This is a genomic window from Tritonibacter sp. SIMBA_163, from assembly GCF_046535935.1.
Taxonomy (GTDB): Bacteria; Pseudomonadota; Alphaproteobacteria; order Rhodobacterales; family Rhodobacteraceae; genus Epibacterium; species Epibacterium scottomollicae.
This window is the reverse complement of sequence record NZ_JAWJBP010000012.1, coordinates 84,149-110,751: the sequence shown is the minus strand read 5'-3', so window position 1 is coordinate 110,751 and position 26,603 is coordinate 84,149. Positions and strand designations below refer to the sequence as shown.

Annotated in this window: 20 protein-coding genes, 2 pseudogenes and 1 other annotated feature; of the genes and pseudogenes, 15 read left to right on the top strand and 7 right to left on the bottom strand. The window is 60.2% G+C overall.

Annotated features, from left to right (window positions below):
* From R0J92_RS16150 to R0J92_RS16135, 4 genes and pseudogenes are all read right to left on the bottom strand, one after another.
* Positions 1 to 1,664 (bottom strand): CHASE domain-containing protein (locus R0J92_RS16150; protein WP_411052386.1); only part of this gene is annotated, 1,664 nt, incomplete at its 3' end.
* A 481-nt stretch (positions 1,665 to 2,145) separates the two neighbouring features.
* A protein-coding gene (locus tag R0J92_RS16145; protein WP_411052385.1) for an IS5-like element ISPso2 family transposase occupies positions 2,146 to 2,903 on the bottom strand; the annotation gives its coding sequence in 2 pieces (ribosomal slippage) (positions 2,146 to 2,579 and positions 2,579 to 2,903; 759 coding nt in all).
* A 69-nt stretch (positions 2,904 to 2,972) separates the two neighbouring features.
* Positions 2,973 to 3,236, bottom strand: a pseudogene (locus R0J92_RS16140) (transposase); the annotation flags it as partial.
* Positions 3,237 to 3,399: 163 nt separating this feature from the next.
* Complete coding sequence (locus R0J92_RS16135; RefSeq protein ID WP_106164978.1) at positions 3,400 to 4,326, bottom strand: LysR family transcriptional regulator; 927 nt, start codon at positions 4,324 to 4,326, stop codon at positions 3,400 to 3,402.
* A gap of 116 nt (positions 4,327 to 4,442) precedes the next feature.
* Here R0J92_RS16135 and R0J92_RS16130 point away from each other — a divergent pair, with 116 nt between their 5' ends.
* From R0J92_RS16130 to R0J92_RS16105, 6 genes are all read left to right on the top strand, one after another.
* Entirely contained in the window at positions 4,443 to 5,891 is a 1,449-nt protein-coding gene (locus tag R0J92_RS16130) for an aldehyde dehydrogenase family protein (RefSeq protein WP_106164979.1), read from the top strand.
* On the top strand, positions 5,891 to 6,871 hold the full coding sequence (locus R0J92_RS16125) for a membrane dipeptidase (protein WP_411052384.1): 981 nt from the start codon (positions 5,891 to 5,893) through the stop codon (positions 6,869 to 6,871). The genes R0J92_RS16130 and R0J92_RS16125 overlap by 1 nt, the downstream gene beginning before the upstream one ends.
* Positions 6,872 to 6,935: 64 nt before the next feature.
* The gene (locus R0J92_RS16120) at positions 6,936 to 8,480 is read left to right on the top strand and encodes a BCCT family transporter (protein ID WP_411052383.1); all 1,545 of its coding nucleotides are present in this window, start codon (positions 6,936 to 6,938) and stop codon (positions 8,478 to 8,480) included.
* Between the two features lie 111 nt (positions 8,481 to 8,591).
* Complete coding sequence (locus tag R0J92_RS16115) at positions 8,592 to 10,283, top strand: hypothetical protein (RefSeq protein WP_411052382.1); 1,692 nt, start codon at positions 8,592 to 8,594, stop codon at positions 10,281 to 10,283.
* Positions 10,280 to 10,930 (top strand): DUF3726 domain-containing protein, encoded by a 651-nt coding sequence (locus R0J92_RS16110; RefSeq protein ID WP_106164983.1) that lies wholly within the window; start codon positions 10,280 to 10,282, stop codon positions 10,928 to 10,930. Before R0J92_RS16115 ends, R0J92_RS16110 begins: the two co-directional genes overlap by 4 nt.
* 57 nt (positions 10,931 to 10,987) lie before the next feature.
* Positions 10,988 to 12,007, top strand: a complete 1,020-nt coding sequence (locus R0J92_RS16105) for an Ldh family oxidoreductase (RefSeq protein ID WP_106164984.1) — start codon at positions 10,988 to 10,990, stop codon at positions 12,005 to 12,007.
* Positions 12,008 to 12,372: 365 nt separating this feature from the next.
* Here the strand turns inward: R0J92_RS16105 and R0J92_RS16100 are convergent, their stop codons facing one another.
* Positions 12,373 to 12,867 carry an IS110 family transposase gene (locus tag R0J92_RS16100; RefSeq protein WP_411052381.1) on the bottom strand — a complete coding sequence of 165 codons (495 nt, stop codon included), beginning with the start codon at positions 12,865 to 12,867 and terminating at the stop codon, positions 12,373 to 12,375.
* Between the two features lie 429 nt (positions 12,868 to 13,296).
* Between R0J92_RS16100 and R0J92_RS16095 the strand changes: the two genes are divergently transcribed.
* Genes R0J92_RS16095 through R0J92_RS16060 form a run of 8 tightly spaced genes read left to right on the top strand, consistent with a single transcriptional unit; the run spans position 13,297 to position 23,119 of the window.
* Complete coding sequence (locus tag R0J92_RS16095; protein ID WP_411052380.1) at positions 13,297 to 14,052, top strand: FadR/GntR family transcriptional regulator; 756 nt, start codon at positions 13,297 to 13,299, stop codon at positions 14,050 to 14,052.
* On the top strand, positions 14,045 to 15,238 hold the full coding sequence (locus R0J92_RS16090; RefSeq protein ID WP_411052379.1) for a PLP-dependent transferase: 1,194 nt from the start codon (positions 14,045 to 14,047) through the stop codon (positions 15,236 to 15,238). The genes R0J92_RS16095 and R0J92_RS16090 overlap by 8 nt, the downstream gene beginning before the upstream one ends.
* A gap of 48 nt (positions 15,239 to 15,286) precedes the next feature.
* Positions 15,287 to 16,546, top strand: a complete 1,260-nt coding sequence (locus tag R0J92_RS16085) for an ABC transporter substrate-binding protein (RefSeq protein ID WP_411052378.1) — start codon at positions 15,287 to 15,289, stop codon at positions 16,544 to 16,546.
* A 23-nt stretch (positions 16,547 to 16,569) separates the two neighbouring features.
* A complete protein-coding gene (locus R0J92_RS16080) occupies positions 16,570 to 17,478 on the top strand; it encodes a carbohydrate ABC transporter permease (RefSeq protein ID WP_411052377.1) in 909 nt (302 codons plus the stop codon).
* A gap of 9 nt (positions 17,479 to 17,487) precedes the next feature.
* Complete coding sequence (locus R0J92_RS16075; RefSeq protein ID WP_411052376.1) at positions 17,488 to 18,330, top strand: carbohydrate ABC transporter permease; 843 nt, start codon at positions 17,488 to 17,490, stop codon at positions 18,328 to 18,330.
* Positions 18,331 to 18,340: 10 nt separating this feature from the next.
* The gene (locus tag R0J92_RS16070; RefSeq protein ID WP_317387171.1) at positions 18,341 to 19,417 is read left to right on the top strand and encodes a sn-glycerol-3-phosphate ABC transporter ATP-binding protein UgpC; all 1,077 of its coding nucleotides are present in this window, start codon (positions 18,341 to 18,343) and stop codon (positions 19,415 to 19,417) included.
* 11 nt (positions 19,418 to 19,428) lie between these two features.
* Complete coding sequence (locus R0J92_RS16065; RefSeq protein WP_411052375.1) at positions 19,429 to 21,813, top strand: transketolase; 2,385 nt, start codon at positions 19,429 to 19,431, stop codon at positions 21,811 to 21,813.
* 43 nt (positions 21,814 to 21,856) lie between these two features.
* Entirely contained in the window at positions 21,857 to 23,119 is a 1,263-nt protein-coding gene (locus tag R0J92_RS16060) for an AGE family epimerase/isomerase (protein WP_411052374.1), read from the top strand.
* A 427-nt stretch (positions 23,120 to 23,546) separates the two neighbouring features.
* Here R0J92_RS16060 and R0J92_RS16055 read toward each other — a convergent pair whose 3' ends face one another.
* Complete coding sequence (locus R0J92_RS16055; protein ID WP_411052373.1) at positions 23,547 to 24,248, bottom strand: IS6 family transposase; 702 nt, start codon at positions 24,246 to 24,248, stop codon at positions 23,547 to 23,549.
* A 136-nt stretch (positions 24,249 to 24,384) separates the two neighbouring features.
* On the opposite strand from R0J92_RS16055, the gene R0J92_RS16050 reads away from it, so the two are divergent.
* Complete coding sequence (locus R0J92_RS16050) at positions 24,385 to 25,401, top strand: GSU2403 family nucleotidyltransferase fold protein (RefSeq protein WP_317387193.1); 1,017 nt, start codon at positions 24,385 to 24,387, stop codon at positions 25,399 to 25,401.
* A gap of 47 nt (positions 25,402 to 25,448) precedes the next feature.
* Here the strand turns inward: R0J92_RS16050 and R0J92_RS16045 are convergent.
* Positions 25,449 to 26,597 (bottom strand): annotated as a pseudogene (locus tag R0J92_RS16045) (IS3 family transposase).
* Positions 26,316 to 26,433 (bottom strand) — a sequence feature (AL1L pseudoknot). It overlaps the preceding pseudogene by 118 nt.
* Positions 26,598 to 26,603: the final 6 nt, after the last annotated feature.

Genomic DNA, 26,603 nt, shown 5'->3' with positions numbered 1-26,603 from the left:
TGAATGGCCTTCTTCACAATCGCAAGACCAATCCCCGTGCTCTCCGGTCCAGATCCCACCCTAAGGGTCTGAAAAACGTCGAATATTTTTTCATGAAACTCTGCGGGAATTCCATCTCCGTCGTCTTTGACAGCGACGCGCAGGTGCTCTCCGAGATCTTCAATCGAAACCTCTATTCTGGCAATGCGCGGGTTAGGGTGATACTTCAGCGCGTTGCCAATGAGATTTTCCATGACACGCCGAAAGTTGTGACTGTCATAGCGTATAAACTCTACATCCGAACTGCACTGCACTGTAGTGGCATCAACTTCAAAATCGGCAACGCAATCTTCGATAAGTTTGCTCACCGACAAGTGCTCTCCAGCGTCACTATCGCGATGCCCAACGCGCGAGAACTCCATAATCCCCTTGGTGAGGTCGTTCATTCGACTAACTCGTTCTCGAATCATGTCTATTTGAGATTTGATTTCCGGGTGTTTCGCAAGCGGGCCAATTATTTCCTCAAGGTCTTCTTCTATCACATCTGCCAGGAAACCTATCCCTCGCACTGGCGTTTTCAGATCATGAGAGGCAACATAGACAAATTGCTCAATTTCGGCATTCGCCTTTTCAAGGTGGTCGGTCTTCGTCCGAAGCTCCTTGGTGAGCTCCTCGGCATAACGATGTGCCTGTTGATTTGAACGAGTTAGCATTACCAGCATGGAGATCACCAGAATCTCGATGATCAATCCTCCTGCGAGGATCAAGTTCGGCTGATCAAAACTGTTTTGCGCCCTGAAAGCCTGATTGGTCCTCACATCGACTGTCCATATCCGGCCGTACATGTCCAACTCGACTGTATCTGTGAACAATGGAGCGTCGTCGTGAAGGGGTTCGTCCGGATCATGTTCATTGTAAATAAGCTGTTCGCCATCGCGTAGGCTGAAACGGACATCGCGGAGGTCCTTGGAGAGCAGTCCTTCGACGAGCTTGCGCACCACAAAGGGCGCATAGACCACGCCTGCAAAACGGTCTCTACGCTCGCTCAAAGATGTTGGTGCTGCGCCTGAGTAGAACGGCGTGTAGAAGAGAAAGCCAGGTGTATGACCGCTATCCTGCACGAGGAAAATCGGACCAGTAATCTGTGCTCCACCAGAGTCTCTGCTTGCCAGGAGACCGGTTCGTCTGTTGGTTTCATGGGCAACGTCCAGCCCGACTGCAGCGGCATTGATGTTTTCGGGCTCGATAAAGGTGATCGGCAGCAAGAAATCGAGGTCATGTTCAGGGAAAATTGAGAAGTCTCTCTCCTCGCTTTCCCGCGCAGTCATATAGGCTTGGAGGTTCTGTCTATCCACGAACTGGATAAGGCCGATGCCATTCACACCAGGATATTTTTCCGCAATGTTGAGAGAGGACGCGAAGTGCTTCCAGCTTGCTGCGGTGACATCCGCGCCTAACGTATCGACGTGGGCAACCCCCGACCAGAGAGCGTCCTCGTACCGCGACATTCGGTCTACAATGAGATCTATTGTGCGGTTTTTTGAGGCCTCAAAACGAGACTCAATCTGAAGATTTACCTGCTGCTTGGAATACAACCAAGCTCCGATGGTCATCATCAAGGATAGACTGACTACCAGAACATGAAGAGAGGAAATCTTACGTTCCTGAACATTAGCTGACGTCATGTAGGCACCTCATCAAGGTAGATCTACCATACCAGCGCAAATCTACAGCAACACACTCTGAGATATTTCTCCACGAAAGTTATTAACTATCGGTGTGTTTCAGCCATTTATCCCGTCATTTAGCGTGTGCGCTTCGTGACACAGAAACTGAAAACGCAGATTTCACACACCGATGGCTCCCGCATACCGGCGTCTTGGTGGAATTCAGCTGTGACTGAACGATGTAGTTAGCAAAATAGCGTCTTCCGCTCGCACTATGGCAGCACCAACACCGCTCCATTTGGCAAAGGGCTAGCGTAATAACACCGAGCATCGGCGCTCCACTTTCACTTGAGTGGGGCGCGGTATCTCACCCCTCGGGTCCCTGACCCGAATGACCTGTATGGAGGTATGTGGACCCCGCCTAATTGCAACGGTCTGTTTTGGCTCTACATCGGAGGTCGCGATTCCTGATGTATATCGGGCTTCTTAGGGTCAGGATTCATAACCAGTAAATGACGAGAGCCGCGAGGGCGATGGCTGAGAGGAACACCTTCGGGCATCGATCATAGCGGGTCGCGACGCGCCGCCAGTCCTTGAGCCTGCCGAACATGATCTCGATGCGGTTGCGCCGCTTGTGTCTCCTTTTGTCGTATTTGATCGGTGTCTTGCGTTTCTTCCGGCCTGGGATACAGGCGCGTATCCCCTTGTCCAGCAACGCTTCTCTGAACCAATCGGCGTCATAGCCACGATCCCCGAGTAGCCATTTGACGTTTGGCAGACCACTGAGCAGCGCGCGTGCGCCGATATAATCGCTGACCTGTCCGGCGGTGACGAACAGGTCGATTGGTCGTCCCTGACTGTCGCAGATGGCATGCAGCTTGGTGTTCATACCGCCTTTGGTTCGACCAATCAGGCGACCACGCCCCCCTTTTTGGCGGCCATGCTGGTCGCTGTTCGGTGGGCCTTGAGGTATGTCGCGTCGATCATCACGGTCGTCTTCTCGCCGTGTTCCGCCGCCAGTCCGGCCATCATCCGCGCGAAGATGCCTTTCTCGCTCCAGCGCTTCCAGCGGCTGTAGAGCGTCTTGTGCGGGCCATATGCAGCAGGAGCGTCACGCCACCGCAAGCCATTGCGATTGATGAAGATAATCCCGCTCAGCACCCGCTTGTCATCAACCCGGGGCTTCCCGTGTGACTTGGGAAAGAAGGGAGCCAGACGTGCCATCTGCGCGTCGGTCAGCCAGAAGAGATCGCTCATGTCATCGCTCCGTTTTCGGAAGCGTGAATCACGCAGCGCAACAGAAATCAATGCATCCTGACCCTAGGGCAGCCCCACCATCATCCAAGCGAAAACACATGTCTCACTCCAGCGCTTCCAGCGACTGTAGAATGTTTCCGGAGCCACGGTCCCCTTCAACTGTGAGGGCCATAGGCGCTAGGAGCATCGCGCCACCTTAACCCATTGCGGTTGATGAAGATAATACCCGCTTAAAACACACTTATCTTCAACTCGAGGCTTGCCATGAGACTTCGGATAAAAAGGTTCCAGACGTGCCATTTGCTCGTCGGACAGCCAAAAAAAACCGCTCATAATCACCGCTCTGTTTTCCGGCGCGTGAAACACGCAGCGTGGCCGAAATCAGTGAATTCTGACCCTAGCTGTGTTGGCTTTGATGATGTAAACGCCCCCGACGGCATCAATTTGCCAAGGTGGGTCTGCAACGATCCACATAGGAGAGCGGTTGAGGCACGGTTCAGGGCGCGTCTGACAGGCGCGCAGCATCAAGAGCGGCCTCCGACCCGACCTGCAACGTCGCCACCGTCTCTTTGATGCATTCTTCCAGAAAGCGTGCCGCGGGCGAGATAGACGAATCGGCCTTACGCAGCAGGTGAATTTCGCGCCGCGCCGTCGCATCCGCTAGCGGACGAAACACCAGTTCACCCACAGCTGCAGCCGATATGGCCATTTCCGGCAGCAGTGTGACCCCGATTTTCGCGCGCAGCATGCCAAAGATCGAGGTCAGGTTCTGCGCCGTCAGTAGCGCCTGCGCATGCAGGTCCCGCGCAGCGGCCGCTTCGATCCCGGCCGAGAGGCTGTTGGCAATCAGGCGATGTTCGGCCAGCTCTGCCCAGCTCACTGGCCCATCCTGCTGCGCCAGTGGATGGTCAGGTGCGCAGATCACCCCAAACTCGTCCGACAACAGCAACTCGCTGTGAAGCCCCGCATCATGTTTGCCCTTGGTGGCAATGCCAATGTCTATACGATTGCGCGACAGCTCATGCCGGATAGAGCTGGAGTCCATGTCGCGAACCTCGACGTCCACCTCCCCGAAGTCGTTGATGTAGCGCGAAAACACCTGCGGAATGATGGTGCCTGCAACCGAGGGCACGGTTGCGATCCGCACCCGCCCGTAGACGGCGCGGGCATATCCCTCGATGGCGCGCACGGTGGTGTCGAAATGCTGAACCTCCCGCTCCGCCTGCTCGAGCACAAAAGCGCCCAAGGCCGTCAGCCGGTTCTTCCGATCCGTCTCGAACAGCGGTTCGTCCAGATGCGCCTCTAGCTGTTTCAACATCATCGACAGGGCCGAGGGAGTTCTGCCCAGAACCTCTGCCGCGTCGCTCAGGTTGCCGCTGCGGGCCACGGTCACATAGGCGCGCAAAGTCTCAATTTTGAGCATGGTTTTGCTCCTGAATTTCAGCAAATCTGAAATTTACTTAAGAACTTTAAGTTTGCCTGAATGAAATCAGCGAGTCCATACCGGAGAAAACGGACTCCTGACGAGGCAAGACATCCATGAGAGAGATTCAAAAGAACCTGATTGCAGGCGAATGGCAGGCTGGCGAAGGCGAGATCGAGAACCGCAATCCCTCCGACCTCTCCGATCTGGTCGGGCTGTTTGCCCAGGCCAGCAGCGATCAGCTTGATGCGACGCTGGCGCATGCCCGCAGCGCGCAGCAGGAATGGGCCGCTTACGGGATGGAACGCAAACAGGCGGTGCTGATGGCGATCGGCACCGAGCTGATGACCCGGGCCGAAGAACTCGGCACGTTGCTCTCGCGCGAAGAAGGCAAACCGCTGGCCGAGGGCAGGGGCGAGATCTATCGCGCCGGTCAGTTCTTTACCTACTACGCTGCCGAATGCCTGCGCCAGTTGGGCGAGAACGCCGACTCCGTTCGTGCTGGTGTGGAAATCGACGTGCGCCGCGAACCCGTCGGCACCGTGGCGATCATCAGCCCGTGGAATTTCCCCACCGCCACCGCCGCGTGGAAGATCGCGCCGGCGCTGTGCTATGGCAATGCCGTGGTGTGGAAACCGGCCAATGTGACCCCGGCCTCTGCCGTGGCCCTGACCGAGATTATCGCGCGCCAGGATATTCCCCGGGGGCTGTTCAGCCTCGTTATGGGCGCTGGCCGCAGCATCGGCCAGAGGCTTGTTGAAAGCCCGCAGATCGACGCGATTTCCTTTACCGGCTCGGTGCCGGTGGGCAAGGGCATCGCGGCGGCGGCAATCCAGAACCTGACCAAGGTGCAGATGGAAATGGGCTCCAAGAACGCGCTGGCGGTGATGGACGACGCGGATCTGGACCTGGCTGTGACGCTGGCCGTTGGCGGCGCATTCGGCGGCACCGGTCAGAAATGCACCGCGTCTTCGCGCCTTGTGGTCCATGAGGCCGTGCACGATGCCTTTGTTGAGAAACTGGTAGCCGGCACCCAAGCGATGACGGTCGGCCATGCGCTGGAGCACGGCACCCAGATGGGCCCGGTGGTGAGCAAGCAGCAACTGACCGACAACCTCGCCTATGTGGATCTTGGCCGTTCCGAGGGCGCGGAACTGGCCTGCGGCGGCCAGCGGCTGGAGAGGGCAACCGAGGGCTTCTACATGTCGCCGGGCGTGTTCCTGAACACCACCAACCAGATGCGCATCAACCGCGAAGAGATGTTCGCGCCGCTGACCTCGGTCATCAAGGTCGCAAGCTATGACGAGGCGCTGTCGGTGGTGAATGACACCAACTTCGGCCTGACATCGGGCATCGTGACCCGCTCGCTCGCCTGCGCCACCCATTTCCGCCGCAACGCACGTACCGGCGTGGTGACCGTGAACCTGCCGACGGCGGGCACCGACTACCACGTGCCCTTTGGCGGGCGCGGTGACAGCTCTTACGGGCCGCGCGAACAGGGCAAGGCCGCGGCAGAGTTCTACACCACGGTCAAGACCGCCTACATCAGCGCCGGGCCTGTGTAATGCGGATCGACGGCCTGCAATATGCCAACTGGTCGGAAAAGATCTTCCGGCAGCTGCGCGAAGGTGGCGTGGACGCGATCCATGTCACCATCGCCTACCACGAGAATTTCCGCGAAGCGGTGCTCAACTTTGAGAAATGGAACCGCTGGTTCGAGCAATTTCCGGATCTGATCCTCAAGGGGCAGACAGCCGCCGATATCGACACCGCCCGAGCCACCGAACGCACGGCCGTGTTCTTCGGATTCCAGAACCCAAGTCCGATCGAGGATGATATCAGCCTAGTGGAGATCGTACACACCCTGGGCGCCCGCTTCATGCAGCTGACCTACAACAACCAGTCGCTGCTGGCCTCGGGCTGCTACGAGGACGAGGACACCGGGCTGACCCGCATGGGCAAGCAGGTGGTGCGGGAGATGAATCGTGTCGGCCTGGTGGTGGACATGAGCCATTCCGGCGATCGCTCCACCATCGCGGCGGCAGACCATTCCGACCGGCCCATCGCAATCACCCATGCCAACCCGCATGCTTGGGCCCCGGCGCTGCGCAACAAGCGCGACGACGTCATCCGTGCGGTTACGGAAAACGGCGGCATGTTCGGCTTTTCGGTCTACCCGCATCACCTGAAGGGCAAATCGGAATGCAGCTTGCAGGACTTCTGCGAAATGGTGGCCCGCACCGCCGAACGGTTCGGCGCGACGCATCTCGGGATCGGCACCGACCTGTGTCAGGACCAGCCCGACAGCGTGGTGGAATGGATGCGCGTGGGCCGCTGGACCAAAGAAATCGACTATGGCGAGGGGTCAAAATCCGCGCCTGGTTTCCCGGACATGCCCGAATGGTTCCGCGATAACCGCGACTTTTCCAATATCGAGCGCGGCTTGCGCGCCACCGGCCTGAGCGAGGCGGAGGTGGGCGGCATCATGGGCGGCAACTGGTATCGCTTCTTTTCTGAAAACTTTGGCCCCAAAACAACAACATAACCGGTCGAAGAGGACAACTTGCCCGCGCGGCAGACGCGGCACGGGCGGACAACGGGAGGGACTTATGTCCGACGCAACACAAGACGAAATCAAAAAGGACAGCCGCGTGAACGTGCCGCTGTTCCTGATCTCCGGCGGTTTTATCGCACTGTTCTGCCTGGCGGCGCTGATCAACCTCGACGCGCTCTCGGCAGCGGTCGACTGGGGGTTCAACATCGCGGCCACCTACTTTGGGCTGTATTGGCAGGTGCTGCTGCTGGCGACCTTCCTGATCGGGCTGGTGCTGTGCGTTCTGCCTGGCGGGCGGGCGATCATGGGCGGGCTTACGGCACCGGAATTCACCACCTTCCAGTGGGGGTCGATGATCATGTGCACCCTGCTTGCGGGCGGGGGCGTCTTCTGGGCGGCGGGAGAGCCGATTGCCCATTTCCTCTATTCGCCGCCGCTTTATGGCGCCAAAGGCGCGACAGAGGCCGCGGTGAACCCGGCGATCGCGCAGAGCTTCATGCACTGGGGGTTCCTTGCCTGGGCCATCCTCGGCTCGCTGACCACGGTGATGCTGATGCATTACCACTATGAAAAGGGACTGCCACTCGCGCCTCGTACACTGCTCTACCCGGTGTTCGGCGACAAGGCGATCCACGGCCCCATCGGGCTGATTGCTGACGCATCTTCCATCATCGCGGTGGTGGCCGGGACCGTCGGGCCGATCGGCTTTCTTGGTCTGCAAGTCAGCTATGGTTTTAGTGATCTCTTTGGTCTGCCCGACAGCTTTGCCACTCAGTTCGCGGTCATCGCCGGATTGGTCACGATCTATACCATCTCCGCAATGACCGGTTTGTCGCGTGGCATCCAGATGCTTTCAAAGATCAACGTTGTGCTGGCTGCTCTCTTGCTGCTGTTCGTGCTGGTAGCCGGGCCGACCACGTTCATCTTCGGCTCGTTCTTTTCCGGATTTGGCACCTATGTCGGCAATTTCTTCCAGATGGCCCTGTTCCGCGGTGAAGCGGGCGTGTTCGGCGATCCCGGCTGGCTTGGTTGGTGGACAGTGTTTTTCTGGGGCTGGTTCATGGGTTACGGACCGCTGATGGCGATGTTTATCGCCCGAGTCTCCCGTGGGCGTTCTATCCGCTCGATCATCCTCATGCTCTCGGTGATTGCACCGATCGTGACCAATTTCTGGTTCACCATTGTCGGCGGCACCGGCATCGCGATGGAACTGGCGGAACCCGGCACCATCTCTGCCGCCTTCGAAGGCTTCAACCTGCCCGCCGCTCTGCTGGCGATCACCACCAACTTGCCGATGGGCTTTGTGATCTCGGTCCTTTTCCTGATCCTGACCACCATCTTTGTGGCCACCACCGGCGATTCCATGAGCTATGTGATCTCCGCCACCATGAGCCGCGACGACACGCCGCCCACAGCCGTGCGGGTGTTCTGGGGCGTTGCCATGGGTGTCATGGCGGTGATCCTGATCTCCGTCGGGTCTGGCGGTGTCTCCAAGCTACAGAGCTTCATCGTGGTAACGGCGGTGCCGGTGTCGCTGCTCCTGCTGCCCTCGCTCTGGGATGCGCTGCGCATCACGCTAGCTAAAGGCAAAGAAAGCTGAACCTTTGCCCGGGCGCACCTGCGTGCCCGGGCGTCTATCCTGGCTGGAGGTGCTCCGGTCGACATACACACGGACTCTATCGACGCACACCCATTTTAAAGGCTCGACCGCATGACCGACGTTCCCGCCCGTGATCCAGATCTGGTAATGCGCCTCGCGCGCCTCGGCTCGATCCACCAGTTCCGCCTGTCGTTCATGCGGATCCTAACCCGCCGCATGGCGCGCGAAGGTTGGCGCTTCGAACAAACAGTGTTCGAGATCAACGAGCGCGGTGAGGGCCATGCAGTCTATACTGCCCACACACCTGACCGCGCTTATTCGCTTATCGCCTTTGCGCATGACCTGCCGCCGGAGAAACGCTCCGACCGGGTGATCGCCGACGCCTGGGACGCGACCTTCACCCTGTTTGACGGTATCCCGACGCCTGAGGACATCGCGCGGCTGGCACAGAATATCCCCCTGCAGGAAGCAGGCCGCGTCACCGGCAGCGAGCTTTCGGTCTCTCGCGCCAACCGCTCGGTGCGGCTGTGGGAGCATGTGGTGACCGCGCTGGCCGCCGGACAGCAGCCCGACGCGGTACAGATCGACGCCGTCGGCTACCTGATGCGCACCACCGCAGTTTACGGCTCCGGCAAGTTGGGCGCGGCAGATCGCGAGATGATCGCCGACCGCCCCGAATTCCGGGTGCCGTTTCAGGCCGAGATGCTCTCGGTCTACCTGACCCGCTGGTTCGTCACCGACCTTGTACAACATATGGCGGATTGCCGCGCCGCGCGGTTGGGCAAGACCGCCGCGACCCTTGCACCCGAACTGGCGCGTTCGATGGGGATCGGCAATTCCACCGGGCTTGGCATGGCCCCCTTCCTGCTGAACCACCCGGTGCTGTTCAACAACTGGATCGCCGCACGGGAGACTGCCCTCAGCCGGGTGCGCGGCCTCGATCAGGCCAGCCCTGTGGACATTGCCCTGTTTCGCGACCTGTTCGACCGCGCTGTGCAGCTGGTCAACAGCTGGCACTCCGAACACCCGGTTCAGTTGGGCAAACTAAAGGCGCTGAGGGACGACATCGACCAGTTGCGCGGCTACCTGGAGCGGGCGGATCTGTCGGCGCCCACCCCATGGGATACACTCTACCACTGGGCCGAGACCACCCTGTCGCTGGAAGGGCAGGAATGGATCGCCTCTCTGATGCTGGAACCCTACGGGACACTGGTGGATGATCTGGCCGCCACCATGTCTGCCGACAACACTGCCACGTTCCGCATCGCCGGCGCCATGTCGATCAGGGATTTGCGCAACTTGCTGGACCGGATCTATGCCTGGGCCATAGAGACAGACTGGTCGGAGCCGGGCAACAAGGCCCGCGCCTGGTACGTGTCCGAGGAAAAGCTGGAACCGCGCCTTGGCGAACGGTTCGAGGAGCCGATCGAAGCCTATGAACAGCCGCTTGCTCCGGGCCGCGATGCCGCCCTGCTGCATGCGGCGCTGAAACACTGGCCGGACGAGGCGCAAATTGCCGAATTCATCCTGCGCCATCCCGAGCACCGGCACGTGCTGCGCCGGGTCCAAATCGTGGGCCGCGCGCCTTATGCGGAAATTCGCGACAACACGATTTCCGACCGGGTGATGCCGATAGACATGCTGCGGTGCAAGCTGGCGTTCTTCGGTGCGACCAAATTCGATCCGCGCTCTGATCGCTGGGTACGCATCTGCATGTATGGCAACGCCCCGCTGCCTTGCGAATTGTCGCCGGAGACCGCCGATCTCTGGGTCTACCCCACTTTACCGGAGGGCCACGCATGAGCCACTCCCTTAATGAAATCGAAGCCATGAGCAAACGCGCGGCGCGCGGTGCAGGTCTGTCCTGGGGTCTCGCGGAAGAGGCGGCCAAAGGCACCCGCTGGCTGTCGGCATTCGGTTTTCCCGGCACCGACCTGTTAGCGGATCTCTTGGAAATGAACGACCGCATCCCGCCTATCGATGTCTCGCCCGTGTCCCTGCGCGCGCCCGTCTGGCATGCTCCCGCGCGTCGCATGAGCCCGCTGATCGCGGGTGCATCGCTCAGCGACTGCGCGATGCGGTTGTTGGAGCGTGGCACCATCGCGATGGAGAACATCTGCGTCCCGTTGTTGACCGTGCCATTCATGGCCGGGGCGGCGCTGCGCCTCAAGCATCCAGTGATGGCAGAATGGGATGGGGCCCGAGTGGCCACGGACGGGCGGCAGCTTTGCCTGCAAGGTGAAAGCGCCACGCTCCAAGCGCCGATGACCGCGCATATCTGCTTTGGGACCCCGGCAGAGATGACCGGACGCCGCGAACAGGTGCTGCGCGCCGAGGTCTCCGACCAGAGCTGGCGACGGCTGTCGACCTTTGCGCAGCGAACCTTTGCCCCGGCAACCGAAGAAAGCCGCCTGCGCGGCGCCGGGGCCGGGCTCAGCGACAATGACTGACCGCCCGGTGTCTCTCTCCCGTCGCCGCCCCAAACCCTAGCAGAAGAAAGATCCGCAATGACCGCCACTGAAACCCTCTCCTTGGGTGCCATCGAAGACCTTGCCTTTCGTGCGCTGGTCAAGGCTGGCACATCACCGCAGAACGCCCGGCCGCTGGCCGTGGCCACCGCCATGACCGAGGCCGATGGCGTCGCTTCCCATGGGTTGGCCTATATCCCGATCTACGCGCAGCATGTGGTCTGCGGCAAGGTGGACGGCACCGCCATCCCGATCCTGTCGCAGCCACGTCCCGCCGTCATTTGCGCCGATGCCGCCACCGGATTTGCCCATGCGGCGATCGACCAGGGCTTTGAACAGCTGATCCCGCTGGCCCGAGACATGGGCATCGCCCTGCTGGCGGTAAACAATTCCTACAATTGCGGGGTTCTGGGCGTGCACACCCGGCGCCTTGCTGAGGCCGGCCTGCTCGGGCTCGGCTTTACCAATGCGCCCGCCTCGATCGCGCCCTCGGGCGGGGCCACGCCGGTGGTCGGGACGAATCCGATTTCCATTGCTGCCCCGGCCACAGGCACGGGTGAGCACGACAGCGCCGCCCTTCTGATCGACCAGTCCGCCAGCACGATCGCCAAAAGCGAGGTGATGAAATACGCCCGAGAAGGCCGCTCGGTGCCCGAAGGCTGGGTACTGGACGAGGCCGGACAACCGACCACGGATCCGGCAGCCGGGCTCAAGGGGTCCATGGTGCCCTCGGGGGGCTATAAGGGCGTTGGGATCGCGCTGCTGGTCGAACTGCTCGCGGCGGCAATGACCGGAGCGAACCTAGGCACCCAGGCCAGCCCGTTCTCCGGCACCGCAGGCGGGCCGCCGCGCACCGGTCAAGTATTCATCGCCATTGATCCGCAGGTAAGTTCCGCTGGTGGCTACGCCGACAAGCTGCGCTGCCTTGTCGAGTCTATCCACGCGCAGGAGGGCGCGAGGCTTCCAGGCGATGGCCGCAATACCCATCGCCAACGCGCCGGGGAGCGCGGCGTCGAGGTCAACGCAGCCTTGCTTGAGACCGTGCGTAGCCTGAGCTGATCTCCGCACTCTCGCCGGGGCGCCACTAGACGCGCTGTTACCTTGACTGCCGTCACCTGTGATAGGGGTCTGTTCCCGCTGTGGGCAGAATGACACCTCTCATGAGCGTTTTTGATTTTCCCGGCACGATAAGACTACCCCGCTGGCGCGAGATGGTCAAAATCTGTGGCCTGTACAGGCGCTGGAGACGGCAGGCCGAACCGATGGTTGTCATTCTCTCATCCGCGGATTGGATACCGCCTGACCAAATTCGATACGGGTGACCTCTCTCTAAGACCGGATATTTGTCCCAAAGCGTAGACCGAGGATTTCCCTATCCATGGCCGTCATCTCCAGCGTGCTGCACAGGCAGTCTGAGTTGGCGATCAAGCTGTGAGTGGTGTCTTTCGCGCGATATCCCAAATGAACCCAGCCAGTTCCCGGGCGATTGCGGCCAACACTCTGGGCTGCGGTTTGCCTGTCCGGCTCAGGTCTCGCATCGCTTCTTGCTCTTCATCGGGCGTCCAGATTGGCGTCAGTTCTCCAGCGCGCCAGAGCCGGGCCAACATCTCCGCATTAAGCCGATCTGTCTTGATCTGATCCCCCACTTTACGTGGGATCATCGCGGGAGAGACAACGGCACACTCAAATCCGTGCTTCACCAAGTGCCAGTGAAGGCCGTAGCCGCATGGACCTGCTCCATAACAAAATGATGGCCTGTGGTCATTCCGGGTAAGCGTTTTTGTCAGCCGCAGCACTGCATCCGCCGAATTGGCAATGACCCCATGGAACCGGATCTCACCTCCGCGTCCATCCTCAGCGACAGCCATTGCAATCGTGTCCTTGTGGACGTCTAAGCCCACATAATGCGTTTTGTTCATTTGCATTTCCTCCGTCGAACAATCCATGTTCGCCGAGAAAACCACGGGCACCACGCCCGCCGCAAAACGCTCATCTGGTCTAAGGCAGCTCGGTGGTGTTTGCCCACTTCTTTGATCCGCCTGTAACCAGTTGACCTTGCGCTACCGAATTGTTTCGCGGCTTGGCCGGCGGTCATTCCTGCTTGAACGAGATTTTGCAAACCCACCCTGGCACATTGATGCCGTCGGGAGGGGCATCCACGCCATCAACAGAGCCCTGTGACCTGCGCCGATTGTGTGAACCGCCACCGAGATAAATTCGCAAACAACGACAAAATCTATTTATTTTCAATATGCTAAGCGCGCAAATCGTTATGTCCGACATTATTGTTGATTTTGTCGGACATTATGTGCAAGCCTTGTCTCAGCAAACGCAGAGCAGGACCCGCCGTGACCCAGCCGACCAATCCCAACCAGCAAACACAGACGCAGGCCGCAGGCGAAACGCTTGAGATCCTGCCGCCCGGCAGCACCAGCCGGGATGTGCTGGATGCGCTGTCGCGGATGATTGACCGCGAGGGGCTGCGGATCGGGGACAGGCTGCCGCCAGAGGTGGATATCGCCCGGCGGCTGGGGATCGGGCGGGCCAAGGTGCGTGAGGCGCTGACGTCCTGGCAGAGCATGGGCATTGTGGTGCGCAACAAAAAGGCCGGCACCAGGCTGGCAGCTGAAGTGGCGGCAAACGCCATCCATCTGCCGGTGACCATGAAACTGGAAGCCGAAAGCCTGCTGCGGACCCATGCGGTGCGGCGGCCACTGGAAGTAGAAGCGGTGCGGCTGGCCGCACGCAATCGCAGCCCCCAGGACGCCGCCATCATCACCACCCGCGTCAGCGAGTTGATGCAGGTCTATGGCAGCAACACCGACTGGCGCCCGGCCGACGACCTGTTTCACCGGGCCATCTATGAAGCCTGCGGCAACCCGCTGTTTGGTCAGCTGATCCAGCAGATCCAACAAGGGTTCAAGGAAGTCTATGAAGCCCCGCTGGGCAAGCCCCATCTGGGCCACGAAACCATCCCGCTGCACCCGCCACTGGCACAGGCGATTGCAGAGGGCAACGAAGCAGAAGCCACGCGGCTGATGGACGAGATCCTGGCCATCGTCGAGGCCGAAATCCGCCAGGTTCTGGAGACCAAGAATGATTGATGAAACCGCCCTTGCAACGCTGCTTGCCGCCACTCACGGAGCAGATGCCCCATTCGGGCAGACAGGGCAGTCGGGGCAGGCTGGGGCAGGCGGGTCGGTGACCCCCCCCATCGTGCAAAGTTCGCTGTTCACATTTGACAGCTATCAGGCCTTTGCAGACCGCATGTCAGGCAAAACCAGCTCCCCGATCTATACCCGTGTGCAGAACCCCACCGTGGCTGCATTCGAGGACTTGATGGCCAAGGCAGAACGGGGCGAGGCGGCCATTGGCTTTGCCTCTGGCATGGCGGCGATTTCGTCGACCCTGCTGGCCTATGTGAAACCCGGCGACCGGATCGCCTGTGTGGAACATGTCTACCCGGATACGTTCCGATTGATGGAACGGCTGCTGCGCCCCTTTGGGGTGGAGGTGGAGTACCACCCGGTCAGCGCCTTTGAGAACGATCCAGAACTGCTGGCGGGTGTCACCATCGCCTATCTGGAGAGCCCCAGTTCCAACACCTTTGAGGTGATGAACCTGCCGCGGGTGACGGAACATGCCAAACGCCATGGCGCGGTGACGATGATTGATAATTCCTGGGCAGGCACGCTGTTCCAACGCCCTCTGACGCTGGGCGTGGATATCGTGCTGCATTCGGCCTCGAAGTATATTTCGGGCCATTCGGACACGGTTGCGGGCGTGGTTGTTTCCTCCCACGATCATATTGCCCGCATCCGTGATCTGACCGTTCCCTTGCTGGGCGCCAAACTGGCCCCGTTCGAGGCGTTTTTGCTCACCCGCGGGCTGCGCACGCTGGTGGCGCGGATGCGCCAGCACGAGGCCACCGCAAATCTGTTTGTGGATCGGCTGAGCGTGCTGCCACAGGTGCGCAAAATCCGCAGCCCCGGCCCCAATGACGTGCCGGGCCTGACCGGACGGTCCGGCCTGATGGGCGTGGAGTTCGACGACAGTGTGGATGTTCCGACGTTCTGCGACGCGCTGACCCATTTCAAGCTGGGGGTCAGCTGGGGTGGGTTCGAGAGCCTGGTGATGCCGGCCCGGATTGGACTGGCGCAGGCCGGGGAACAGAACTCGATGCAGAAATTTGGCGTCTCGCCAAATCTTGTGCGGCTGAACCTGGGCCTGGAGGAAGCCGAGGATCTATGGGCGGACTTTGCCACGGCACTGGCCGCAAGCCAGCGCTGACCGCGCAGACAAGACGACCAACCAATACCAACAACAGGGAAGGAACTCATGAAACATCTTCTGAAAGGGATCGCCGCGGCGGGCATGCTGATGTGTTCGGCAGCTTATGCGGAAAGAAACCTCAAACTGGTTGAGGTCATCACCAGCCCCGAGCGCACCAAAGTGCTGCAAACGCTGGTCGATGAGTTCGAGGCCGCCAATGAAGGCGTCAACGTCGAGATCGTGTCGCTGCCCTGGGGCAGTGCGTTTGAAAAGCTGGCAACCATGGTTGCGGGCGGGGATGTGCCGGACATCGTCGAGATGCCGGAACGCTGGGCGGCGCTGTATGCCGGGTCGGATCAGCTGGTGGCGCTGGATGATTATGTTGCCGGCTGGGACCATGGCAGCACGCTGACCGAAAAGACCGTGCAGATGGGTCGCCAGACCGGCGAGATGCATATGCTGCCTTATGGGTTCTATCTGCGGGCGATGTTCTACAACAAGACACTGCTGGCTGAGGCCGGCGTTGATGGCCCGCCTGCCACCATGGAAGAGTTCATGGCGGCCTCGGCTGCGGTGTCTGAGCTGGACGGCAAGTCCGGTTACTGCCTGCGCGGTGGTCCCGGTGGTCTGAACGCTTGGGTGATGATGGCGGCCGCGATGAACGGCACCAATGAGTTCTTCACCGAGGACGGCAAGTCGCGGATCAACGAACCGGGCTCTGTAGCGGGCATCCAGTATCTGATCGACATGTACCAAAAGGGCTATGCCCCCAAGGACAGCGTCAGCTGGGGCTTTAACGAGATCGTGGCGGGCTTCTATTCCGGCACCTGTGCCTTCCTGGACCAAGACCCGGATGCGCTGATTGCGGTGGCAGAGCGGATGCCAGCCGAAGATTTTGCCGTGATCCCGATGCCGGTTGGTCCGGCGGGCAAGGCGTTCCCGACCATTGGGTTTGTCGGCTGGTCGATGTTTGAAGCCAGCGAGCACAAAGACGAGAGCTTTGATCTGATTGCGCATCTTTCGGCCCCTGAGGCCAACGCTACCTGGGCCAAGCGCATTGGTGTGATCCCTGTACACAAGGGCGCCGATCAGGATCCGCACTTTAAGACCGAGCAGTTCAAAGGCTGGTTCGACACGCTAAACGGCGACGAATATGTGCCGACCGTGATGCCGGTCTATCTGGAGCAGTTTGGTTATTTCGCGGACAGCATCGCGCTGGATTCCAGCCAGGAAGCCCTGCTGGGTCAGCGCAGCGCGCAGGACATTGCCGATGAATGGGCCGAGTTCCTGACCAATGAATATGCCACATGGAAGGCCGCGCAGTGATTGCCCGCGCCACAAAAACAGTCGTGCCCCGGAGACCCCGGGCACGACGCTCCCTGTATCTTCAGTATCTGGTGGAGCCTTTTGCCTATCTGTCGCCTGCGATCGTGTTGATCGGCACGGTGATCCTGATCCCGCTGATCATCGGAATTTCCTACTCTTTTCAGTCGATTGAACTTCTGCGCCCATTCGACAGCGGCTGGGTTGGGTTTGAAAACTATGCGGCGCTGTGGAGCGACAGGAAATTCTGGATCGCGTTGGAGAATACGTTTTTCTGGACCTTCTGGTCGGTGAGCTTGCAGTTTCTGCTGGGGCTGGGGCTGGCCTTGCTCCTGAACACGCAGTTCTTTGGCAAGCGGCTGTTTCAGGCGCTGGTGTTCCTGCCCTGGGCGGTGCCAACGTTCCTCTCCGCACTGACCTGGGCCTGGCTGTTCAACCCGGTGATCGGCCCGTTGCCGCATTGGCTGGCGGATCTGGGTATCCTGAGCGAGCCTTATAACATTCTGGGCGACCCGGAGCTGGCGATCTGGGGGCCGATCATGGCCAACATCTGGTTTGGGGTGCCGTTCTTTGCCATCACCCTGCTGGCCGCGCTGCAATCGATCCCCGGTGAGCTGTATGAAGCCGCCGAAATCGACGGTGCCAGCGCGTGGCAGACCTTTAGCAAGATCACCCTGCCGTTCCTGGCGCCGATGATTGCCATCACCGTGATGCTGCGCACCATCTGGATTGCCAATTTCGCCGATCTGATCTTTGTCATGACCGGCGGTGGACCCGCCAATTCGACGCAGATCCTGTCGACCTATATCTTCACAACCGCGTTCCGCAAACTGGACTTTGGCTATGCCTCGACGATCGCGGTGGCGTTGCTGCTGATCCTGCTGATCTATTCGCTAATCGTGCTGTGGCTGCGCAAGAAACTCATCAAGATCTAAGGACACGCCATGCCTGCCGCTCTTCGTCGCAGCCCTGCTGCCATTGTTGCCAAATATGCCGCGCTGCTGTGCTATCTCGTGTTTGCGCTGTTCCCGCTGTACTGGCTGATCAAGATCGCCGTGACCCCGGATGCGCTGGTCTTTACCGAAGGCACCCAGGTGATCCCCAGCGCGGTGACGCTGGACAACTTCCGCACCGTGCTGCTGCAAACCGACTTTCTGTCCTACTTTGGCAATTCGCTGTATGTGTCGCTGGGCACCGCGGCGGTGACCACGCTGGTGGCGGCTGCGGCAGGGTATGCGTTCTCTCGGTTCGACTTTGCGGGCAAGAAGCTGTTGATTGCGGTGATGCTGATCACCCAGATGTTTCCGCTGCTGATGATCATCGCGCCGATCTACAAGATCATCTCGCAGATGGGCATGCTGAACTCGCTCACCAGCCTGATTGTGGTCTACACCGCCTTCAACATCCCCTTTGCCACCTTCCTGATGCAATCGTTCTTTGACGGCATTCCGAAAGATCTGGAAGAAGCGGCGATGATGGACGGCAGTACCCGGTTTCAGGCCCTGTACAAGGTGGTGTTCCCGTTGACGCTGCCGGGACTGGGCGCGACGCTGGGGTTTGTGTTCACCGCCGCTTGGTCAGAGCTGCTGTTTGCCTTGATGCTGATCTCCAAGAACGACGCGATGACCTTCCCGGTGGGGCTGCTGACCTTTGTGTCCAAATTCTCTGTCGACTGGGGGCAGATGATGGCGGCGGGCGTTCTGGCGCTGGTGCCCAGCTGCCTGTTCTTCATCTTCATTCAACGTTACCTCGTGCAAGGGCTGACGTCCGGCGCGGTCAAAGGCTAGGGAGGCCAAAATGGCACGTATCCAACTGAACGACGTCAAGAAAAGCTATGGTGATGTCAACGTCCTGCGCGATATCAACTTGGACATCCAAGACGGTGAATTCATCGTTCTGGTCGGCCCGTCGGGCTGTGGCAAATCCACCCTATTGCGGATGATCGCCGGGCTGGAGCCGATCAGCGGCGGCGATTTCATGATCGACGGGGAACGCATGAACGATGTGCGCCCGCGAGATCGCGACATTGCCATGGTGTTCCAATCTTATGCGCTCTACCCGCATATGGATGTGGCGCGCAACATGGGGTTCTCGATGGAGATCCGAGGCGATGCCGCAGAGGAGCGCAAATCCAAGGTGGCCGCCGCCGCCGAAACCCTGGGCCTGTCGAAACTGACCAACCGCCTGCCCAAGGCCCTGTCTGGCGGCCAGCGGCAACGGGTGGCCATGGGCCGTGCCATCATCCGCGACCCGCGCGCGTTCCTGTTTGACGAACCGCTGTCCAATCTGGATGCCGCGCTGCGGGTGGAAATGCGGCTGGAAATCGCCCGGCTGCACCAGAAACTGGGCGCAACCATGATTTATGTAACCCACGATCAGGTTGAAGCACTGACCCTGGCCGACCGAATTGTGGTGCTGGAGGGCGGCGACATCCAACAGGTTGGCAGCCCGCTGGAGCTGTATGAACGCCCGGCAAACAAATTTGTGGCGCAGTTCATTGGATCCCCCACCATGAATGTGGTTCCGGTTGAAGGCGGGGCAGGGGGCATCACCCTGGCTGACAGCAAACTGGCGCTGCCGCATCTGGGCGATACCTCTGCCGCTGTGGAACTGGGCATTCGCCCCGAACATATCGATGTAGTGGCCCCGGATCAGGGTATGCTGAAAGCGGTTGCCGATGTGATCGAACATCTGGGATCGGATACCAACATCTATGCCCGCGTTGAAGGCATCGGCCCTATGATGGTGCGGGTGCATGGCAATATCCCGGCCCGGTCCGGTGATCCGCTGGGGCTGAACATCCAGCCGCTGAACGCCCATATCTTTGCTGCTGATGGTACCGCCCTGCGCCGTGCCGACGCGATTGCTGCCTAAGGCCTCATTCAATGACACAGACTGATCAAATCCGCGCCGATCTGGAGCGCAAAACCTTGTGGCTGTCCGCATGGATGATCCACCACGCCAACAATCTCCGCGAAAAGGGCAGCATCAAGGTGGGCGGGCATCAGGCGTCTTCTGCCTCGATGAATGCCATTCTGAACGCGCTGTATTTTGACGTGTTGCGCCCCGAGGACCGGGTGGCGGTGAAACCACACGCCAGCCCAGTGTTCCATGCCATCCAATATTTGCTGGGCAACCAAAGCCAGGCGCAGCTGGAGGATTTCCGCCGGTTGGGTGGGGCTCAGCCGTATCCGTCGCGCACCAAGGACGCGGATGACGTGGATTTCTCCACCGGGTCGGTGGGCATGGGAGTGGCGATGACCGCCTTCGCCAGCCTGACGCAGGATTATCTGGCGGGCCATGGCTGGTTGCAGCAGCCCAAGGGGCGGATGATTGCGCTGGTGGGTGATGCTGAGCTGGATGAGGGCAATATCTATGAGGCGCTTCTGGAAGGCGCCAAACACGACCTGCGCAATTGCTGGTGGATCATCGATTACAACCGCCAATCGCTGGACGGGGTTGTCTCGGACGGGCTGAACGCGCGGTTCCGCGATATTTTCACCGCCTGCGGCTGGCAGGTGATTGAGCTGAAATATGGCCGGTTGATGCAGGCTGCGTTTGAACGCCCCGGCGGGCAGGGGCTGCGCAACTGGATCGACCAATGTGACAACGGGTTGTATTCGGCGCTGACCTTCAAGGGCGGTGCCGCGTGGCGGGCGCAGCTGGAGCGGGATCTGGCAAGCAATACGGATGCGCTGGCGCTGGTCGCGGATCATGATGATGCTGCCTTGGCCGCGTTGATGGGCAATCTGGCGGGCCATGATGCGGCCCTGCTGGCCGACACCATGAACGGCATCGACCATGACCGCCCGGTGTGTTTCATCTGCTACACGGTCAAGGGGCACGGGCTGCCGTTGGCCGGACACAAGGACAACCATGCGGGGGTGCTGACCGGCGGTCAGATCGAGGGCTTGCGCCGTGAGATGAACATTGATGCAGGCGCAGAGTGGGACCGGCTGGCAGGGGTGAGCGACCCCGACGCGGTGGAGGAATTCCTGAAGGCAGTGCCGTTCAATCAGGGCGGCAGCCGGCGGTATCAGGCGGCCACCTTGCCCGCCGACAAACAGGTAGAGCCGCGGCTGAAGGATGTGATTTCCACGCAGGAAACATTCGGGCAGGTGCTGGCGGCGCTGGCCTCAGACGCGCCGGAGCTGGCAGAGCGGATTGTCACCACCTCGCCCGATGTGTCGGTCTCGACCAATCTGGGGGGGTGGATCAACAAGACTGGGCTGTTTGCCAAGACCGGCGTGGCGGATGTGTTCAAGGATCAGGCGATTGCCAGCCTGCAAAAATGGCAGCGCAGCCCCGAGGGGCGGCATGTGGAGCTGGGCATTGCCGAGAACAACCTGTTCACGTTCCTTGGCGCGCTCGGGCTGTCGCATTCGCTGTTTGGTCAGCGTCTGCTGCCGGTGGGCACGGTCTATGACCCGTTTATCTGCCGCGGTTTGGATGCGCTGAACTATGCCTGTTATCAGGATGCGCGGTTCATGCTGGCGGCAACGCCGTCGGGCGTGTCGCTGAGCCATGAAGGCGGTGCGCATCAGTCGATCTCGACCCCGCTGATTGGCATGGCGCAGGATGGGCTGGCGACGTTTGAACCCGCCTTTGCCGACGAGCTGGCGGCGATCATGCACTGGGGGTTTGATTACATGCAGCGCGATGGCTCCGGTGCGGTTGAAGAACAAAGCTGGCTGCATGATGAGCGCGGCGGCGCGGTGTATCTGCGGCTGTCGACGGTGCCGTTGGAGCAGCCGCAGCGGCAGATGGATGCGGGTTTGGCGCGGCAGGTGATTGATGGCGGTTACTGGCTGCGCGCCCCTGAACCGGGAATCTCGGTGGTGATTGCCTATAGCGGCGTTGTCGCGCCTGAGGCGATCCGCGCGGCCGGGCTGCTGGCCGAGGATCTGCGCGGCGTAGGCGTGCTGGCAGTCACCAGCGCTGATCGGTTGAATGCGGGCTGGCAGGCAGCAGAACGGGCGCGCCAGCGCGGCCAGGACACGGCGCTGTCGCATGCCGAGCGCCTGCTGGCGCAGATGCCGCGTGATGCCGGGATGGTGACGGTGACCGATGGCCATCCGGCCGGGCTCAGCTGGTTGGGCGGGGTCGAAGGCCACCGGGTGAAATCGCTGGGGGTGGAACATTTTGGTCAGGCCGGCACGGTAGAGGATGTCTACCGGTTGCATGGGATCGACTGTAACGCGATCCTGCATGCGGCGGCGGCGCTGCGGTCGGGACGGGGCAAGCGGTACGCGCTGCCGCTGGCAGGCTGATGACTGCCTATTGTATTGAAAAGACGCCGATTTGGAGAGATTGATGCCTGATATTCTGACCGACAGCACCGCTGAGACCGGCACGCTGTGGATCACCGACCCCGGCCACCGCGCGGCTCTGCTGTATGAGGCGCGGCGGCAGTTTGACTTCTTTGCCGCCAGTGTGGACCCCAAAGGCGGGTTTGATACGCTGGATTTTGACGGCAAGCCACTGCCCGGTCAGCTGCGCGAAATCCACACGGTTACGCGGATGGTGCATTCTTATGCGTTGGCGCAGATGGCCGGTATTGAGGACGCGGAGCAGATCGTCGATCACGGGCTGAGCTATCTGCTCAGCCACCACCGCGACCCGGTGCATGGCGGATTTGTCTGGGGGGTTCAGGGCGACGCCCCAGCGGATGATCGCAAACTGGCCTATGGGCATGCCTTTGTGCTGCTGGCGGCGGCCAGCGCAATTCAGGCCGGGCATGCGCACGCCGAGGCGTTGCTAGATGAGGTCTGGCAGGTGCTGGATGAACAATACTGGGAAGAGGACCACGGGCTGTTTGCCGATGAGTGGAACCGGGACTGGACACCATTTTCTACCTACCGCGGCATGAATGCCAACATGCATTCCATCGAGGCGCTGCTGACCGCTTATGAGGCCACCGGCCGGGCCGTGTTCTTGGAGCGCGCCGGGCGGATCTTGGATTTCTTTGTGAACCGCATTGCCCCGGCTGAGGGCTGGCGGCTGCCGGAACATTACGACGCCAACTGGCAGGTTGACCGCGCCTATAGCGGCAACCCGATGTTCCGTCCCGCTGGCAGCACGCCGGGCCATTCGTTTGAGCTGGGTCGGCTGCTGTTGCAATATTGGGATCTGCGGGGCCGTCCCGAAGGTGATGCGCCGCAAAATGCCCGCCGGTTGATCGAACAGGCGCTGACGGATTCCTGGAACACGGAGCGCGGCGGCTTTGCCTATACGCTGGGCGACGGCGGCACGGTGGCGATTGCGGATCGCTATTGGTGGCCGGTGACCGAGGCAATCGGAGGCATGGCAGCGCTGGTGAAACTGGACGCCCGCCCCGAGGACGAGGCCTGGTACCGCCGCCTGTGGGGCTTTGCCCATGCACATCTGATTGACCACGACTGCGGCGGCTGGTTCCCGGAACTGGACGCCAACAACAAGACCGTGTCGAACCAGTTTATGGGCAAGCCTGACATCTATCATTCGGTGCAGGCGGCGCTGTTCCCGCTGGCTGCTGGCCTGTCGCGCAATGCGGCGGATCTGAAACGGCTGGACCCGCAAACCGCCGCGCTGCGCTGAGCCGATCTTAATAAACGCGGCCCGCAAGCGCCGCCTGTAATGCCCGAAGGTGGAATTTCCCACCCGCAGCCGGAACTGCCCCACGGGGTGGTTCCGGTTATTTTGGAGTCTAATGCCGGACGGGGCAGAAACCTACGCTCTCATGAGCGTTTTCAGGTTTCCTGTCTCTATTAAGCTACCCCGCTGACACGGGTTCGTCAAAGATGTAGACTGTGCAGGCGCTGAAGACGGTGGCCGAACCGATGATTGTCATGCTCTCATCTGCGGATTGGTTACCGCCTGACCAAATTCGATACGGGTTACCTCTCTCTAAGAACGGATATGTTTCCCAACGTAGTCCGAGGATTTCCCTATCAATGGCCGCCATCTCCAGCGGGTGTTGTCACGTTTGCTAGCGCATTCGGCAATTCGTGGTACCGATGGTATATCAAGCGACATTCGCCGCGGATTTCCACATCTCGAAAGCTTCGAGCCGATGGTAGCGAATGGTGAGGGCGGAGCCGCGGCGGGCTGGGACAGAGAAATGATTGCGGGTTGCGGACTGCATGAATACGAAACGCTGCAAGCCGCCCGGTGATCGGAATCCCTGCATTGCTCGCTCTCGTTTTCGAAATGGCAGATGGCTGTTTTCAGCGCGGTTGTTGAGGCCCGTGTGGGACCATTGATCAAGGCCGGACGCGACCTCACGTTTTGCGGCACCATAGGATCGCAATTTGTCCGTAATGATCCTTTTGGGCACGAAGCTCCAACGTTTCATCAGCTTGATCAAAAGCCGCTTTGCGGCGCGCTTGTCTCGCCTCGATTGAGGAATTTCCTCAAGAACGACACCGTGTCGGTCGACGGCACGCCACAGCCAGTATGACCGACGCGCGATCTTCACCACGACTTCGTCCAGATGCCAGACATCACCAGGGCGCGGCTGCCGCCGCCGCAGAACGTGGGCGATCAAAGGGCCGAACTTAACGGTCCAGCGTCGGATCGTTTCATACGAAACGTCCACGCCCCTTTCCAACATAAGTTCCTCGACCTCGCGCCGGCTCAAGTTGAACCGGGCGTAGAGCCAGACAACATGAGCAATGATCGGAGGCGGAAAGCGGTGGCCCTTATAGCTGGTTTTCTCTGTTTGCATCGATACCGCCTACGCCCAGGTCACTAAAACAACAACCTCAGGACCGTTAACGTGACAACACCGTCTAGAGGGATATGCCTAGCAATTTCATATTTTGATAGGTATACGTGCCAAGCAAAACTTGGAAATGATTGGCATGACCCCACTCAGCAGCATCGCGTTGAGCGCTTACACCGATCTCGTGCGGTTCCTCAAGGATGACGCGCTGTCTAGCGTAGAAGGTAAGCCGACGCTCAAGGAGCGTGCCGATAAGGCCTATTGGTATGTCGCGCGACGCGTCGGAACTGAAATGCGGTTCATCTATATGGGCGAAGACAGCGACGAGACGCGCGCGCGCATCGACCAGATAGAAGAGCTGCGCGCAACGGCTAAGGAAAGGCAGGCGGAACGGTCGCGGCTTGTTCGGCTTTTACGCGCTGAAGGCATGACGCCCACTGATCGCGCGACCGGTTCCATCCTGTCGGCTATGGCTGCAGCCGGGACCTTCCGGTTGGGGGGCACCATCGTTGGAACGAATGCTTTCCGGCTTTACGAAGGCGAGCTTGGCATTCGCCTTCCCTTGGGCGGCATGGCCAATACCGGCGACATCGACATTGCGCAGTTCGAAAAGCTAAGCGTGGCCTTGCAGGATCAGGTCGATCCGGGTCTCGCTCAGACCTTCTCGGCACTAAAATTCGATCCCTTGCCGGCTCTTGACCAAGGTCGGACGTGGCGATGGGCTCAGGGTGGTAGCGGCCAGTTGGTCGAATTTCTCACACCGGCCTTCGGAGATGAAACCATTCGTGATCTGCCAGCATTGGGCGTGAACGCCCAAGGATTGAATTATCTCAACTTCTTGATCGCCGAACCAATCCACGCAGCGGCGATCTACCGATCTGGCATTCTGGTGCAGATCCCGCGCCCGGAACGTTATGCGATCCACAAACTGATCATTGCAGACCGGCGCCGTGACGGAGCAGGCAGCCTCAAATCCGCGAAGGACAGGGAGCAGGCAGCGTTCCTGATACAGGCGATGGCGGATGACCGACCCGATGACCTGGATCGTGCCTATGCCACCGCCATGGCGGTCGGACCGCGCTGGCGAGCTCATATCGACAACTCGCTGAAGCGAATGCCTGGGACGAAGGCCATCCTCGAGAGCCTGGACGCGTGATCGCCAGTTGAACCGCATCGGGTTTGCCGGAGGCTGATTTGTCTTAGTTACGCGACCATGTCTTCAGCTTCCAAAGCTGCGTGGAAGTTTGCCTCTGCTTCCGCCGACGGGATGTTCTCTATGGGCTCGAGCAGGCGGCGGTTGTTGAACCAGTCCACCCATTCCAGCGTAGCGTACTCCACAGCTTCGAAGCTGCGCCATGGACCGCGACGATGGATAACCTCAGCCCTGTAGAGACCGTTGATGGTCTCGGCCAAAACGTTGTCGTAACTGTCACCAACCTACCGACCGAAGGTTTGATATCAGCTTCGCCCAGTCTCTCGGTGTAGCGAACGGACAGATATTGCGAGCCGCGGTCGCTGTGATGCACCAGCCCCATGGCCTTCGTGGGGCTCCTATCATGGATAGCCTGCTCCTGCGCATCAAGGACGAAACCGGTCTGTGCCGGAGTGCTGGCGCGCCAGCCGACGATCTTGCGCGCATAGACATCGATGAGCGAAGTCTTGTTCGCCATTGGTTCGAAAACAATGGTCGAGCGACAACATAGACCAAGCCCTTCCACGTGGCGACGTAGGTGAAGTCGCTGACCCAAAGCACGTTTGGCGCCGGAAAGCGGAACTCACGGTTCATCTTGCCCAAGGGGCACGGGGCCTTCTTGTCTGGGATCGTTGTCCGGTGCAGCTTGCCGCGGATGATGCCCTGAATGTCCTAGTCTTTCATCAGCCTTGCACAGTGCAGCGCGCGACAGAGAAGCCTTCCCGGACGAGCTGTCGCCAGACCTTGCGGGCACCATAGACCTTGTAGTTTTACTCCCAGACGCGTTCGATCTCGGACTGTAGGGCGCGATCACGACGGGCACGGTCCGACGGCCGCGCCGGATCGGCCCGCTTCGCCAAGTGATCGTAGTAGGTGGAAGGGGCGATCAGCAGCACCTTGCAGATCGGCTCGACCCCGTGCGCATCTCGTTGCGCGTCGATGAAACCCACCATCACTTTGACCGGCGGTAGAGCTCCGCCATCGTAAAGTCGAGCACGTCACGCCACTGGTTCTAGTGGCGTGATCGACGCTGACGCCTTACGAAGGATTTCGTTCGCCAGGCGCAGTTGGCGGTTCTCGCGTTCCGGCGCCTTCATCCGCTCGGCCATCTCGCCGGAGACTGTTTGATCCCACGGTTTAATGGTGCGATCCTTTCTCAGGCTTGG

Coding starts and splice junctions, on each gene's coding strand:
- R0J92_RS16135 (WP_106164978.1), bottom strand. CDS start 4,326: ATGCTCAAAATTGAGACTTTGCGCGCCTATGTGACCGTGGCCCGCAGC.
- R0J92_RS16130 (WP_106164979.1), top strand. CDS start 4,443: ATGAGAGAGATTCAAAAGAACCTGATTGCAGGCGAATGGCAGGCTGGC.
- R0J92_RS16125 (WP_411052384.1), top strand. CDS start 5,891: ATGCGGATCGACGGCCTGCAATATGCCAACTGGTCGGAAAAGATCTTC.
- R0J92_RS16120 (WP_411052383.1), top strand. CDS start 6,936: ATGTCCGACGCAACACAAGACGAAATCAAAAAGGACAGCCGCGTGAAC.
- R0J92_RS16115 (WP_411052382.1), top strand. CDS start 8,592: ATGACCGACGTTCCCGCCCGTGATCCAGATCTGGTAATGCGCCTCGCG.
- R0J92_RS16110 (WP_106164983.1), top strand. CDS start 10,280: ATGAGCCACTCCCTTAATGAAATCGAAGCCATGAGCAAACGCGCGGCG.
- R0J92_RS16105 (WP_106164984.1), top strand. CDS start 10,988: ATGACCGCCACTGAAACCCTCTCCTTGGGTGCCATCGAAGACCTTGCC.
- R0J92_RS16100 (WP_411052381.1), bottom strand. CDS start 12,867: ATGAACAAAACGCATTATGTGGGCTTAGACGTCCACAAGGACACGATT.
- R0J92_RS16090 (WP_411052379.1), top strand. CDS start 14,045: ATGATTGATGAAACCGCCCTTGCAACGCTGCTTGCCGCCACTCACGGA.
- R0J92_RS16085 (WP_411052378.1), top strand. CDS start 15,287: ATGAAACATCTTCTGAAAGGGATCGCCGCGGCGGGCATGCTGATGTGT.
- R0J92_RS16075 (WP_411052376.1), top strand. CDS start 17,488: ATGCCTGCCGCTCTTCGTCGCAGCCCTGCTGCCATTGTTGCCAAATAT.
- R0J92_RS16070 (WP_317387171.1), top strand. CDS start 18,341: ATGGCACGTATCCAACTGAACGACGTCAAGAAAAGCTATGGTGATGTC.
- R0J92_RS16065 (WP_411052375.1), top strand. CDS start 19,429: ATGACACAGACTGATCAAATCCGCGCCGATCTGGAGCGCAAAACCTTG.
- R0J92_RS16060 (WP_411052374.1), top strand. CDS start 21,857: ATGCCTGATATTCTGACCGACAGCACCGCTGAGACCGGCACGCTGTGG.
- R0J92_RS16055 (WP_411052373.1), bottom strand. CDS start 24,248: ATGCAAACAGAGAAAACCAGCTATAAGGGCCACCGCTTTCCGCCTCCG.
- R0J92_RS16050 (WP_317387193.1), top strand. CDS start 24,385: ATGACCCCACTCAGCAGCATCGCGTTGAGCGCTTACACCGATCTCGTG.